General features: G+C 58.3%; 15 protein-coding genes. 6 read left to right on the top strand and 9 right to left on the bottom strand.

The features are described from left to right. Positions 1-265 precede the first annotated feature (265 nt). From DK871_RS23375 to tsaA, 3 genes are all read left to right on the top strand, one after another. Positions 266-976 (top strand): rRNA pseudouridine synthase, encoded by a 711-nt coding sequence (locus DK871_RS23375; RefSeq protein WP_161906801.1) that lies wholly within the window; start codon positions 266-268, stop codon positions 974-976. A gap of 69 nt (positions 977-1,045) precedes the next feature. After that, the gene (locus tag DK871_RS23370) at positions 1,046-1,507 is read left to right on the top strand and encodes a DUF1456 family protein (protein WP_005785469.1); all 462 of its coding nucleotides are present in this window, start codon (positions 1,046-1,048) and stop codon (positions 1,505-1,507) included. 70 nt (positions 1,508-1,577) lie between these two features. Further along, entirely contained in the window at positions 1,578-2,273 is a 696-nt protein-coding gene (tsaA, locus tag DK871_RS23365; RefSeq protein WP_161906800.1) for a tRNA (N6-threonylcarbamoyladenosine(37)-N6)-methyltransferase TrmO, read from the top strand. Between the two features lie 196 nt (positions 2,274-2,469). Here tsaA and fpr read toward each other — a convergent pair whose 3' ends face one another. After that, on the bottom strand, positions 2,470-3,249 hold the full coding sequence (gene fpr / locus DK871_RS23360) for a ferredoxin-NADP reductase (RefSeq protein WP_003189055.1): 780 nt from the start codon (positions 3,247-3,249) through the stop codon (positions 2,470-2,472). A 125-nt stretch (positions 3,250-3,374) separates the two neighbouring features. Between fpr and DK871_RS23355 the strand changes: the two genes are divergently transcribed. After that, entirely contained in the window at positions 3,375-4,301 is a 927-nt protein-coding gene (locus tag DK871_RS23355; RefSeq protein WP_003189054.1) for a LysR family transcriptional regulator, read from the top strand. 3 nt (positions 4,302-4,304) lie between these two features. Here the strand turns inward: DK871_RS23355 and DK871_RS23350 are convergent, their stop codons facing one another. The 3 genes from DK871_RS23350 to DK871_RS23340 form a co-directional block, all read right to left on the bottom strand. Next, the gene (locus tag DK871_RS23350) at positions 4,305-4,667 is read right to left on the bottom strand and encodes a diacylglycerol kinase (protein ID WP_019817716.1); all 363 of its coding nucleotides are present in this window, start codon (positions 4,665-4,667) and stop codon (positions 4,305-4,307) included. Positions 4,668-4,742: 75 nt separating this feature from the next. Continuing rightward, on the bottom strand, positions 4,743-5,393 hold the full coding sequence (gene erdR / locus DK871_RS23345) for a response regulator transcription factor ErdR (RefSeq protein WP_003189050.1): 651 nt from the start codon (positions 5,391-5,393) through the stop codon (positions 4,743-4,745). Between the two features lie 251 nt (positions 5,394-5,644). Continuing rightward, positions 5,645-6,364: a tRNA-uridine aminocarboxypropyltransferase gene (locus DK871_RS23340; protein ID WP_161906799.1), complete on the bottom strand. Its 720-nt coding sequence runs from the start codon at positions 6,362-6,364 to the stop codon at positions 5,645-5,647. A 178-nt stretch (positions 6,365-6,542) separates the two neighbouring features. Here DK871_RS23340 and DK871_RS23335 point away from each other — a divergent pair, with 178 nt between their 5' ends. Together DK871_RS23335 and DK871_RS23330 are read left to right on the top strand one after the other, a co-directional pair. Next, positions 6,543-6,977: a PA3611 family quorum-sensing-regulated virulence factor gene (locus DK871_RS23335; protein ID WP_003189047.1), complete on the top strand. Its 435-nt coding sequence runs from the start codon at positions 6,543-6,545 to the stop codon at positions 6,975-6,977. 294 nt (positions 6,978-7,271) lie between these two features. Next, positions 7,272-8,384 carry a TIGR00730 family Rossman fold protein gene (locus tag DK871_RS23330; RefSeq protein WP_161906798.1) on the top strand — a complete coding sequence of 371 codons (1,113 nt, stop codon included), beginning with the start codon at positions 7,272-7,274 and terminating at the stop codon, positions 8,382-8,384. A 61-nt stretch (positions 8,385-8,445) separates the two neighbouring features. Here DK871_RS23330 and recX read toward each other — a convergent pair whose 3' ends face one another. From recX to DK871_RS23305, 5 genes are all read right to left on the bottom strand, one after another. Further along, positions 8,446-8,913 carry a recombination regulator RecX gene (gene recX / locus DK871_RS23325; protein WP_003189043.1) on the bottom strand — a complete coding sequence of 156 codons (468 nt, stop codon included), beginning with the start codon at positions 8,911-8,913 and terminating at the stop codon, positions 8,446-8,448. 8 nt (positions 8,914-8,921) lie between these two features. Further along, positions 8,922-9,980 carry a recombinase RecA gene (gene recA / locus DK871_RS23320; protein ID WP_003189042.1) on the bottom strand — a complete coding sequence of 353 codons (1,059 nt, stop codon included), beginning with the start codon at positions 9,978-9,980 and terminating at the stop codon, positions 8,922-8,924. Positions 9,981-10,063: 83 nt separating this feature from the next. Then, the gene (locus tag DK871_RS23315) at positions 10,064-10,564 is read right to left on the bottom strand and encodes a CinA family protein (RefSeq protein ID WP_020301157.1); all 501 of its coding nucleotides are present in this window, start codon (positions 10,562-10,564) and stop codon (positions 10,064-10,066) included. Positions 10,565-10,716: 152 nt separating this feature from the next. Continuing rightward, the gene (locus DK871_RS23310; RefSeq protein WP_161906797.1) at positions 10,717-11,274 is read right to left on the bottom strand and encodes a glycoside hydrolase family 19 protein; all 558 of its coding nucleotides are present in this window, start codon (positions 11,272-11,274) and stop codon (positions 10,717-10,719) included. A gap of 42 nt (positions 11,275-11,316) precedes the next feature. Next, the gene (locus tag DK871_RS23305; protein WP_161906796.1) at positions 11,317-12,078 is read right to left on the bottom strand and encodes an N-acetylmuramoyl-L-alanine amidase; all 762 of its coding nucleotides are present in this window, start codon (positions 12,076-12,078) and stop codon (positions 11,317-11,319) included. Positions 12,079-12,128 lie beyond the last annotated feature (50 nt).

Here is a 12,128-nt window from a genome sequence, read left to right as displayed (position 1 = left end):
GGCAAGAGCGTTTTGCTTACTTTTGCGCTTCTCAAAAGTGAGACGCCGTCAGGGCGTAACCCTAAGTGGCCGTTACCTAAATAACGGATATGTACCCGGTCCAACTGTATTGACTGCCAGGCCGCCTTCGCAGGCAAGCCAGCTCCCACATTTGACCCGTGTCGCGTCAGTTAATAATTGTTAAGGCACATGCGCTGAAATGGAGCCGGGATTAACCGGCGCCAGGCAGGTACAATAGTGGCCCCCTTTTGTTACGGCCCTTGTCATGACTGACCCCATACGCCTCTCCAAACGCCTTATCGAACTGGTCGGTTGCTCCCGTCGGGAGGCTGAGCTGTTTATCGAAGGCGGCTGGGTCTCGGTGGACGGCGAAGTGATCGACGAGCCGCAGTTCAAGGTCACTGACGAGAAAGTCGAGCTGGACCCGGAAGCTAAAGCCACCGCGCCAGAGCCGGTGACCATCCTGCTGCACGCCCCCGCAGGCGTGGATGCAGAAACCGCCATGGCCTCGATCAACGCCGAAACCCTCTCTGAAGAACACCGCTTCGGCAAGCGCCCGCTCAAAGGGCACTTCCTGCGCCTGAGCGCCAGCGCCGACCTGCAAGCCAAGGCCAGTGGCCTGCTGGTGTTCACCCAGGACTGGAAGATTTTGCGCAAGTTGACCGCCGATGCCGCCAAGATCGAGCAGGAATACGTGGTGGAAGTCGAAGGCGACATGGTTGCCCACGGCCTCAACCGCCTGAACCACGGCTTGACCTACAAAGGCAAAGAGCTGCCTGCCGTCAAAGCCAGCTGGCAGAACGAGAACCGCCTGCGCTTTGCGATGAAAAACCCGCAACCTGGCGTGATCGCGCTGTTCTGCGAAGCCGTTGGCCTGAAAGTCATCGCCATCCGCCGCATCCGCATCGGCGGCGTGTCCATCGGCAAGGTGCCGGTGGGCCAATGGCGTTACCTGTCCGGCAAAGAGAAGTTTTAAGCCGTTCCCCTTTTCCCGACACCGCCTGATTCCGGCGGTGTCATCCGTTGAATACCAGGATTGCCCACCATGATTCACAACGACGTACTGCGCAGCGTGCGCTACATGCTCGACATCAGCGACAACAAGATGGTCGAGATCATCAAGCTCGGCGGCATGGACGTGACCAAGGAAGACCTGCTGACCTACCTCAAGAAAGACGAGGAAGAAGGCTTCGTGTTCTGCCCGGACGAAGTCATGGCTCACTTCCTCGATGGCCTGGTGATCTTCAAGCGCGGCAAGGACGAAAGCCGCCCGCCGCAGCCGATCGAAACCCCGGTGACCAACAACATCATCCTGAAAAAGCTGCGTGTGGCCTTCGAACTGAAGGAAGACGACATGCATGCAATCCTCAAGGCGGCGGAGTTCCCGGTGTCCAAGCCAGAGCTGAGCGCGCTGTTCCGCAAGTTCGGCCACACCAACTACCGCACCTGTGGCGACCAGTTGCTGCGCAACTTCCTCAAGGGTCTGACGCTGCGCGTCAGAGCTTAAGAACAGCCATAAGCTTCAAGCTGCAAGTTAAGCGCTTGCGGCTTGAAGCTTGCAACTTGAGGCTCCAGTAATGGCCTATCAAGTCTCACCGGTCGGTTTCGTACGTTCCTGCTTCAAGGAGAAGTTCGCCATCCCGCGCCAACCGCAACTGGCACCGGCTGCCCGCGGCGTGCTGGAGTTGGTTGCGCCGTTCGACCAGGGTGAGGCGGTGCAGGGGCTGGAGCAGGTCAGCCATGTGTGGCTGCTGTTCCTGTTCCATCAGGCCCTGGAAGACAAGCCGCGCCTGAAAGTGCGCCCGCCACGCCTGGGAGGCAATACCTCCATGGGTGTGTTTGCTACCCGTGCGACCCATCGTCCCAATGGCATCGGCCAGTCGGTGGTGAAGCTGGACAAGGTGGAGCCCGGGCGGCTGTGGATTTCCGGCATAGATTTGCTCGATGGCACGCCGGTGCTGGATATCAAGCCGTATGTGCCCTATGCCGATAGCGTTGATGCGGCTACCAACCACATCGCCAGCGATGCGCCCGAACTGATCGCCGTGCAATGGCTCAAGGCTGCACTGCAACAGGCGCAAGGCCATGCCCAGCGTCTTGATGAGCCGTTGGTAGAGTTGATTGATCAATGCCTGGCGCAAGATCCGCGACCGGCCTACCAAACGCCCGGCCCTGAGCGTGAATACGGTGTGCAGTTCTGGGATGTGGATGTGCGCTGGCACTACCCGGAGCCGGGGATGATTTGTGTGCTGGAAGTGGTTCCGGCGCAGTAAATCCCACAAACGCAAAAGCCCGCGCTGCCTTCACAGGCAACGCGGGCTTTTCTTTGCAAACACATTCAACTGTAGGAGCGAGCTTGCTCGCGAAAAAACCACAAGCACCGCACTAATTCAGGATGCCAGCGTTATCGTTAGCGCCCTTCGCGAGCAAGAACTAGGCGTCCCCCTCGCTCCTACAAGTGACCCGAGGTCACTTTTCGACGAACGCGCGCTCGATCAGGTAGTCACCCGGTTCACGCATCCGTGGCGAAACCTTCAGGCCAAAGCTGTTCAACACTTCGCTGGTCTCGTCCAACATGCTTGGGCTGCCGCACAGCATGGCGCGGTCGTCTTCAGGATTGATCGGCGGCAGGCCGATGTCGCTGAACAGCTTGCCGCTGCGCATCAGGTCGGTCAGGCGGCCTTCGTTTTCGAACGGCTCGCGGGTCACGGTCGGGTAGTAGATCAACTTGTCACGCAGGGCCTCGCCGAAGAACTCGTTCTGCGGCAGGTGCTCGGTGATGAATTCGCGGTAGGCGACTTCGTTGACGTAGCGCACGCCGTGGCACAGGATGACTTTTTCGAAACGCTCGTAGGTCTCCGGGTCCTGGATCACGCTCATAAACGGCGCGAGGCCAGTACCGGTGCTGAGCAGGTACAGGTGCTTGCCCGGCTTCAAATCGTCAAGCACCAGGGTGCCTGTCGGTTTTTTGCTGATAATGATCTCGTCGCCTTCCTTCAGATGCTGCAACTGGGAAGTCAGCGGGCCATCGGGCACCTTGATGCTGAAGAACTCCAGATGCTCTTCCCAGTTCGGGCTGGCAATGGAGTAAGCGCGCATGAGCGGGCGGCCGTTGGGCTGTTGCAGGCCGATCATCACGAACTGACCGTTCTCGAAGCGCAGGCCCGGATCGCGGGTGCACTTGAAGCTGAACAGAGTGTCGTTCCAGTGATGAACACTGAGGACACGCTCGTGGTTCATGTTGCTCATGTACGGGGGACTCCTGGAAATGGGTCTGCGCCAAAGGTAAGAATGCGCAATTGCACAGCATTCTAATGGCGGCGACAATATCTGTTAACTGGATTATTAAGATAAGGGTTATCGGTTATATCGATATGCGATTTACTCTCCGTCAACTGCAAGTTTTCGTCGCCGTCGCCCAGCAGGAAAGCGTCTCGCGCGCTGCTGGCCTTCTGGCCTTATCTCAATCCGCCGCCAGCACGTCGATCACCGAGCTGGAGCGTCAATCCAGCTGTCAATTATTCGACCGCGCCGGTAAACGCCTGAGTCTCAACGCCCTTGGTCATCAGCTATTGCCCCAGGCTGTGGCATTGCTGGACCAGGCCAAGGAGATCGAAGACCTGCTCAACGGCAAGTCCGGCTTCGGCTCGCTGGCGGTCGGCGCGACGCTGACCATCGGCAATTACCTGGCGACGCTGTTGATTGGCAGCTTCATGCAGCAACACCCCGAGAGCCAGGTAAAGCTGCATGTGCAGAACACTGCCCATATCGTGCACCAGGTGGCGCACTACGAAATTGACCTGGGTCTAATTGAAGGCGACTGCAGCCATCCGGATATCGAGGTGCAAACCTGGGTAGAAGATGAGCTGGTGGTGTTCTGCGCCCCTCAGCATCATTTGGCCAAGCGCGGCGTGGCAACCATGGACGAATTGACCCACGAAGCGTGGATCCTGCGGGAACAAGGCTCGGGCACGCGCCTGACCTTCGACCAGGCCATGCGTCATCACCGCAGCGCACTCAATATCCGCCTGGAGTTGGAACACACCGAAGCGATCAAACGGGCAGTAGAGTCGGGCTTGGGGATTGGCTGTATTTCGCGGCTGGCGCTGCGCGATGCCTTCCGCCGTGGCAGCCTGGTGCCGGTGGAAACCCCGGACCTGGACCTGGCCCGGCAGTTCTACTTCATCTGGCACAAGCAGAAGTACCAGACCTCGGCGATGCGCGAGTTTCTCGAACTGTGCCGCGCCTTCACCGCAGGGGTGCAGCGCAGCGACGAGATCGTGCTGCCGAGTATCGCGTGATCCTCAGATCAGGATGACGGCCCATACCAGGGTGATCATGGTCAGTGCCACGAATTGCGCGGCGCTGCCCATGTCCTTGGCGTTTTTCGACAGCGGGTGACGGTCCAGGGAAATACGGTCAATGGCCGCTTCTACCGCTGAGTTGAGCAATTCGACGATCAGCGCCAACAGGCACACTGCAATCAGCAGCGCCCGTTCAACCCGGCTGACCTGCAGGAAAAAACTCACGGGGATCAGGATGACGTTCAGCAACACCAGTTGACGGAACGCCGCCTCGCCAGTGAAAGCTGCACGCAGGCCATCCAGGGAATAGCCCCCTGCGTTGAAGATACGTTTGATACCGGTTTGACCCTTGAAAGGCGACATAGATGTAGGCAACTGAACCAAAGGAGTGGGGAAGCTAGATCACGCAAAGTCAAAAAAGCGTGAAGCGGCTGTAACTTAATGTTGCGAGATAGACTCAAGTTGCTGCAACAGCAACGCCGCCTGGGTGCGCGTACGCACGCCTAACTTACGGAAAATCGCCGTAACGTGGGCCTTGATGGTCGCTTCCGACACACTCAACTCGTAGGCAATCTGCTTGTTCAACAACCCTTCGCAGACCATGGTCAATACCCGGAACTGCTGGGGCGTCAAGCTGGCCAGGCCATCGCGGGCGGCCTTGGCTTCATCGGACACATTGATTTCTTCAAACGCCTGGGGTGGCCAGGACACATCGCCGTCCAACACCGTACGCACGGCTTTCTGGATATCTTCCATCGCGCTGGACTTGGGAATGAAACCGCTGGCGCCAAACTCCTTGGAGCGCACCACCACATCGGCTTCTTCCTGGGCCGACACCATCACCACCGGTATTTGCGGGTATTGCCCACGCAACAACACCAACCCGGAGAAACCGTAGGCACCCGGCATGTTCAGGTCGAGCAATACCAGGTCCCAGTCGGATTTTTCAGTCAGGCGGGCTTCCAGTTCGGCAATGCTGGCCACTTCGACCAGACGTACATCGGGGCCAAGGCCCAGGGTTACGGCCTGATGCAGTGCGCTGCGAAACAGCGGGTGGTCATCGGCAATCAGGATTTCGTATGTGGCCATTGGTTAAATGATCCTGTTTTTTATGGGAGCCCTGATGGGTTCAGGGTTCACCAATACACGAGGCGACGGCCAGGCAGCGATCGCCACAGGGCCCGCTCAACGTCAAAAACACATGAAACGACGTCGATAATTCACGGTTGCGCCCAATCGGCGCACAGCATGCCCAGCGTAGCCTGGAGGGTCAAGCACTACGCCCGTGGGGATTTTAGCGGGTTGCGGGCTTACAGTGCCATCATGCAAACGTCGTCTGGTTATACCGCCGGGATGTAGGGTGCAAGGCGGGTATGCACGGTGTCTGCCGCATCCAGTGGCAACTGGAACTTGGCAGCCAGGTAATGGGTGCTGAATACATCAAGGTAGGCATCCAGCACTTCGCTGGCGGCCAGGTCATCAGCCAGCTCCAGGCACAGCGCCGCCACCTCGGCGGTGCAGAAATGGTCATCACGCTTGGAGCGCCGTAGTTTGTAGCGCGACAGCTGCTCGGGCGCCAGGCTCAGCACGGGTAAATGTTCCAGATAGGGGCTTTTGCGAAACATCTTGCGCGCTTCGCTCCAGGTACCGTCCAGCAGAATGAACAGCGGGCGCTTGCCCTCCTCCATGCACACTTCACTGACCACCCGTTGCGGCGCCACGAATTCGCCGGGGAACACGATGTACGGTTGCCATTGCGGGTCGGCCAGCACCCTGAGCAGTTCGGGGTCGACTTCGGTACGCGACCAGGCGAACGCGGTGGTGTCGTGTATGACATCGGCGATCAGCCAACCCGTGTTGCTGGGCTTCATCGGTTCAACGTCATGCATCAATAGGCACATGGCGGACTTGGCTTCTACCTGCGGCCGCCAGGCACATAGGCAGTATTCAGGAATGACCCGACAGCCGGGACAGCGCTCAGCACGCGAACCCCGATTGAGAAACGGCCTGACGGCACGCGCCAGACGCTGGGTACGCAAACGGGAGACGGCGTGGCTCATCGGGCACGCGGCGAAGAAAAGGAAATCGACACGGAACAAACTCGTGAAAAACAGAAGTCCCGCAGTTTACCAGCGATACGCCTGGCTGTAGTGGCAAGGGCTCACCTATAATTGCGCGCCACTGAACGCACAGCCCAGTGGCTGGTCTATGCACCAGTAACCGAATCAGGAGAGTTTCATGCTGCGTTCCATGCTGCGCCTTGTTGCCCCATCCGTCGCCCTTGCGCTGGTCTTGCCTATGGGCGCCCACGCGGCCTCGCTGCTGGAGGCCCAAATGAACAAGAAGCTGCAAAGCGTCGCGGCTGAAAGCAACAAGGACCTGCCCCGGGAAATCGATGAAAAAACCCTGGAAGTCGCCTACACCGTTGAAGGTATGCAGTTGATCGATCACCTCAGCGTGCTGCCTGACCGTGCCGAACAGATGCGCGCCAACCCCAAGGCTGTGTATTTCCAGCTGGGGCGCAGTGTGTGCACCAACCCAGGCTATCGCGAGCTGATGGCCAAGGGCGCAGTGATGCGCTATGAAATCACCGAGAACAAGACCAATCGCCCGGTGGCTTCGGTCAAGTTCGCAGAGTCCGATTGCCCGGCGCCAGCGAAGAAGAAAAAGTAACCTCTGCTTGACCCTCCCGCGCTGCTTCCCAGCGGCGCGCACCCTTGCTCTGCGTTTGCCACCAACGACTAAACTGCGTAATGAGCCACCAATAAGCGGTTGCCAGCCAAGGGTTTTTCGGCCCATGATCAGTTCATCCCAGATGCCCGCCCACCACAGCTTTTAATGCTGTTCTGTCATATTTTCAGGGCAAAAAAGGCCTGCCCTCCTGCGGCATGCCGCGACACAAGCAGTGTCGTGGCCCAGGCGACGTTTTCGTCGACTACCCAGGCCCTGTAAAGAAGGAGAAATTGAATGCCTTATGAATCGAATGATTTGCTGCTTCGTCATTTTGAAGAAAACGGGACCGACCTCACCCAGCAGGTCGACGCACAAATTCAGTTGATCGCCCCCAACAGCCCGAATATCCCTCTTTATCGAGACATGATCCTCACCGTCCTGCGCATGGCCCAGGACGACCGTGACCGCTGGAACGCCAAGATCACCCTGCGCGCCATTCGCGAATTGGACCATGCCTTTCGCGTTCTCGAACAGTTCAAGGGCCGGCGCAAAGTCACGGTATTCGGCTCGGCGCGTACGCCAGTGGAAAGCCCCTTGTATGCGCTGGCCCGAGAAGTGGGTGCCGCGCTCGCACGTTCCGACCTGATGGTCATCACCGGTGGCGGTGGCGGCATCATGGCCGCAGCCCACGAAGGCGCGGGCCTGGAGCACAGCCTGGGGTTCAATATCACCCTGCCCTTTGAACAGCACGCCAACCCGACCATTGATGGCACCGAAAACCTGCTGTCATTCCACTTCTTCTTCACCCGCAAGCTGTTCTTCGTCAAGGAAGCCGACGCGCTGGTGTTGTGCCCTGGCGGTTTCGGCACCCTCGACGAGGCATTGGAAGTGCTGACCCTGATCCAGACCGGCAAAAGCCCGCTGGTGCCGGTGGTGCTACTGGATGCGCCGGGCGGTGGATTCTGGCAAGGCGCCCTGGATTTCATCCGCACTCAGTTGGAAGCCAATCGCTATATCCTGCCCACCGACCTCAAACTGGTCCGCCTGGTCTACAGCGCCGAAGAGGCCGTGGACGAAATCAACCAGTTCTACGCCAACTTCCACTCCACCCGCTGGCTCAAGCGTGAGTTTGTGGTGCGCATGAATCATGCGCTGAGTGAGCGCGCCCTGGCCCATATGCAGCAAGCGTTTGCCAGCCTGCGGCTCAGTGGCGAGTTCCAGCAACTCGCCTATACGGGCGAAGACCATGACGAACCGAGGTTCAGCCATTTGACGCGCCTGGTGTTCAATTTCAACGGTCGCGATCAGGGGCGGCTGCGGGAGTTGGTGGATTACATCAACCTGCCGGAGAACTGGGCGCACGCTCAGGGCAAGGCCCAGCAACGGATGACGCCAGAGACAGCGTGAATTTTTTGCAGGCGAAAAAAAGGCCCACTATTTTCATAGTGGGCCTTTTGCTTTTTGGCGTTCAGTCGTCCATATCCCGACCGCTCAATAAGCGGCTGATCATGTCCATCGAAAACCCGCGATAACTCAAGAAGCGACCTTGCTTCGCACGCTCCCTGGCATCAATTGGAAGGTGGCCCGCAAACTTGCGACGCCAGGTTTCCTCCAATTGCGACTGCCAACTAATACCGCACTCACGTAGCGCAAGGTCAATATCGGCACGTTGCAGGCCACGTTGGCTCAACTCTTCGCGAATCCGCGCAGGGCCATAACCGGAACGTGCGCGGTAAGACACAAAGCTTTCAAGGTAACGGGCTTCCGACAACAGCCCTTCTTCCGTCAATCGGTCGAGAGCTGTTTCGATCATCTCAGGCTCTGCGCCGCGCTGACGCAACTTACGTGTCAGCTCGACTCGACCATGCTCGCGGCGAGCGAGCAGGTCCATCGCAGTGCGCCGAACGGCGACGAGTGTATCCAATACAACAGTCATCGTTTGCTTCAGATATCAGTGTCGGCTTCTTCCACTTCTTCAACCGGCTCACGGTTGGCAGCCGCTTTTACATCTGGCGCGGCGGTCAGCAGCTTGTCGCGGATCTGCTTCTCAAGCGTGGCAGCGATATCCGGGTTATCCGCCAGGAACTTGGCCGAGTTGGCCTTGCCCTGACCGATCTTGCTGCCGTTGTAGGCATACCAGGCACCGGACTTCTCGACGAAACCGTGCAGTACGCCCAGGTCGATCATCTCGCCGTTCAGGTAAATACCCTTACCGTAGAGAATCTGGAACTCAGCCTGACGGAATGGCGGCGCCACTTTGTTCTTGACGACCTTGACGCGTGTTTCGCTACCAACAACCTCGTCGCCTTCCTTCACCGCGCCAGTACGGCGGATATCCAGACGGACCGAAGCGTAGAACTTCAACGCGTTACCACCGGTGGTGGTTTCCGGGCTACCGAACATCACGCCGATCTTCATACGGATCTGGTTGATGAAGATCACCAGGCAGTTGGCGTTCTTGATGTTACCGGTGATTTTACGCAGCGCCTGGGACATCAGGCGGGCTTGCAGGCCCACGTGCATGTCGCCCATTTCGCCTTCGATTTCAGCCTTGGGCACCAGGGCTGCCACGGAGTCGACCACGATCACGTCGATGGCGTTGGAGCGCACCAGCATGTCGGTAATTTCCAGGGCTTGCTCGCCGGTGTCCGGCTGGGAAACCAGCAGGTCATCGACGTTGACGCCCAGCTTGCCGGCGTACTCAGGATCCAGGGCGTGCTCGGCGTCGACGAACGCACAGGTGGCGCCCATTTTCTGTGCCTGGGCAATCACCGACAGGGTCAGGGTGGTTTTACCGGAAGATTCAGGACCGTAGATTTCAACGATACGGCCTTTTGGCAGGCCGCCAATGCCGAGTGCGATGTCCAGACCCAGAGAGCCAGTGGAAATAGCCGGGATCGCCTGACGGTCGTGATCGCCCATACGCATTACGGCACCCTTGCCGAATTGACGTTCGATCTGACCCAGGGCCGCAGCCAAGGCTTTCTTCTTGTTGTCGTCCATTAAAGTCCTCACGTAATCAATAAGGCCTGACGGCCAACACCTGTATAAGTAGACAGTATTGTTCCACAAAGATCGGTGATCGCCTACCCCTGATTGTCTATTTCTGCTGCAGCTCGTCGCAACAAGCCCTCCAGCGCGGCTTTTACCGTTTGTCGACGGACCTCGTCGCGGTTGCCAGGAAAGTGCGCAAGCTCGGCCGTGACCTCGTCGCCCACGGCAAAAGCCAGCCAAACGGTGCCCACCGGCTTGTCCGGCGAGCCGCCATCGGGGCCCGCGACACCGCTGACCGCCACGGCAAAGCGGGCCAGGCTTTTCTCCTGCGCGCCGCGGGCCATCGCTTCCACCACTTCCTGGCTGACGGCCCCGACTTTGGCAAACAGCTTTTCCGGCACATTCAGTTGCCGGGTCTTCTGCCGGTTGGAATAAGTGACATAGCCCGCCTCGAACCAGGCCGAACTGCCCGGGATCCGCGTGATGGCTTCGGCAATACCGCCGCCGGTACAGGACTCGGCAGTGGTGACGTGGGCACTGAGCACCTGCAAACGGCGCCCCAGTTCGGCAGCCAGTTGAGTGATTTCCTTCACGGTCGTCTCCAGGAATGGGCGGGGGTTTGCCTACCCTACAGGAGCCCATCGACCATGCAAGACACAGCGTGCATCAAGAGACTAATGCGCGACGGCCTGTACCTGCCACACATGCGCCATGAGCAGGCGCACACCGACCGAGCCAAACGCACCTAGGAAACGCATAGCACCGCCTTCGCCCGCGCCCACAACTGCAAACGGTCGTCCAGACCATTGAGGCCGCCATTAATGCGTCGGGTGATGGTGGTGAACTGGCCTTTGTCGGCGAGCTCGTTGAGACCGTTGCTTTGCCAGAACCAGGCGGCGGATTCGCAGGCCCACTGTGGCTGCTCCAGCAACTGCGGTTGTCGAAGCAAGCGATCGTCACCGAACAGCGCTTGGCTGCACGCCATGTAATTGCGGCGCCCGGTGATCTGGATCAGCCCCCTGCCCCGATACATTTGCCCATCACCGTCCGCCTCGGGGGTGTTGCCCAGCCGCGCCGCCAAGGTGCCTGTGTCGTATTTGCTCAGGTATTGATCACTGCCCAGTTCGCGAACATAGAACAACTGACCCGACTCATGGCCCACTTGGGCAAGGAATGCGGCAGTGCGCTGGGGTGTGGTGATTTGGTAACGAGACATGGCCGTGTTTAAGACCGAAATGAAAACTCCCGCTTTAAGGCGGGAGCTTGGTAACACTTTAATTAGCTGTTGCTCAGACACAACCATGCAGCCCTCCTCCCTGAGGTCAAATGTTAAATGAAACACGACTCAAGCGTATTTTTCATTCAGTGCATACAAGATCGCGCACGTTTCTGCATCAAGCACACCGTTATAGTTTTCAGGGCGAAAGTGCAGTTGAAAAGCACGTACCAACGCACTAAAGAACACATCAGAGGCGGGCGCATCAATACCGTAGCCATAGCTGGCAAAAGCCTCGACCACTTGCTCGCGCCCAGGCATTTGGCAATTGAACCGCCGGAGGTATTTGTGTTTGACTGAGTCGTCGTACCAGGCGCCAATACCGGCCTCAGCAAGTTCCTTCCAGGGAAGCTTCGGACCCGGGTCTGATTTACGACCGACTGCAATATCTGAATGGGCGATCACGTTTTTCGGCGTCATGTCCGGGTAACGTTGCAGAATATTAATCGCCAATTGCTTGAGGGCTAGGATTTGTGAAACCTCGTAGTCGGGGAACGTGAACACACCGTCGACATCCGTGGCCTGATTGACGATCTCGATACCGATAGACGTGTCATTCAAGCCTGAGCGTCCGGCCCACTGGCTAACGCCCGCATGCCATGCACGGTCCTCCTCCGCCACCAAGTTGAAAATTTTCTGCCCTTTGTGACCCGCGGCAATGTAGCTCGAATCTGTTGGATCCGGGATCAGATAATGAGCACTTGCAGTGCCGGTGGTCAGAGGCTTTATCGACTCAGAAAAGTCCTGGGCAGTGTAATGCAACACTAAGAAGCGTACGCGTTTGCCGTAGGGTTTAAGAGTGCGATACGCGTTGTAGTCAATCGTATACATAGAACATACCTCTCCCTATAAGTGATAAGTGCGGTGGCCGGGGTTTAAGC

The organism is Pseudomonas sp. L13, assembly GCF_009935965.1.
Lineage (GTDB): Bacteria > Pseudomonadota > Gammaproteobacteria > Pseudomonadales > Pseudomonadaceae > Aquipseudomonas > Aquipseudomonas lactis.
The sequence above is the reverse complement of the archived record's forward strand: the minus strand, read 5'-3'. Positions and strand labels throughout refer to the sequence as shown.

What these genes read in the sequence shown, in the direction of transcription:
- DK871_RS23350 (WP_019817716.1), bottom strand. Translation starts at nt 4,667, where the DNA reads ATGTCGCCTTTCAAGGGTCAAACCGGTATCAAACGTATCTTCAACGCA.
- DK871_RS23375 (WP_161906801.1), top strand. Translation starts at nt 266, where the DNA reads ATGACTGACCCCATACGCCTCTCCAAACGCCTTATCGAACTGGTCGGT.
- DK871_RS23310 (WP_161906797.1), bottom strand. Translation starts at nt 11,274, where the DNA reads ATGGTTGTGTCTGAGCAACAGCTAATTAAAGTGTTACCAAGCTCCCGC.
- recX (WP_003189043.1), bottom strand. Translation starts at nt 8,913, where the DNA reads ATGACTGTTGTATTGGATACACTCGTCGCCGTTCGGCGCACTGCGATG.
- DK871_RS23370 (WP_005785469.1), top strand. Translation starts at nt 1,046, where the DNA reads ATGATTCACAACGACGTACTGCGCAGCGTGCGCTACATGCTCGACATC.
- DK871_RS23355 (WP_003189054.1), top strand. Translation starts at nt 3,375, where the DNA reads ATGCGATTTACTCTCCGTCAACTGCAAGTTTTCGTCGCCGTCGCCCAG.
- recA (WP_003189042.1), bottom strand. Translation starts at nt 9,980, where the DNA reads ATGGACGACAACAAGAAGAAAGCCTTGGCTGCGGCCCTGGGTCAGATC.
- DK871_RS23340 (WP_161906799.1), bottom strand. Translation starts at nt 6,364, where the DNA reads ATGAGCCACGCCGTCTCCCGTTTGCGTACCCAGCGTCTGGCGCGTGCC.
- fpr (WP_003189055.1), bottom strand. Translation starts at nt 3,249, where the DNA reads ATGAGCAACATGAACCACGAGCGTGTCCTCAGTGTTCATCACTGGAAC.
- DK871_RS23335 (WP_003189047.1), top strand. Translation starts at nt 6,543, where the DNA reads ATGCTGCGTTCCATGCTGCGCCTTGTTGCCCCATCCGTCGCCCTTGCG.
- erdR (WP_003189050.1), bottom strand. Translation starts at nt 5,393, where the DNA reads ATGGCCACATACGAAATCCTGATTGCCGATGACCACCCGCTGTTTCGC.
- tsaA (WP_161906800.1), top strand. Translation starts at nt 1,578, where the DNA reads ATGGCCTATCAAGTCTCACCGGTCGGTTTCGTACGTTCCTGCTTCAAG.
- DK871_RS23305 (WP_161906796.1), bottom strand. Translation starts at nt 12,078, where the DNA reads ATGTATACGATTGACTACAACGCGTATCGCACTCTTAAACCCTACGGC.
- DK871_RS23330 (WP_161906798.1), top strand. Translation starts at nt 7,272, where the DNA reads ATGCCTTATGAATCGAATGATTTGCTGCTTCGTCATTTTGAAGAAAAC.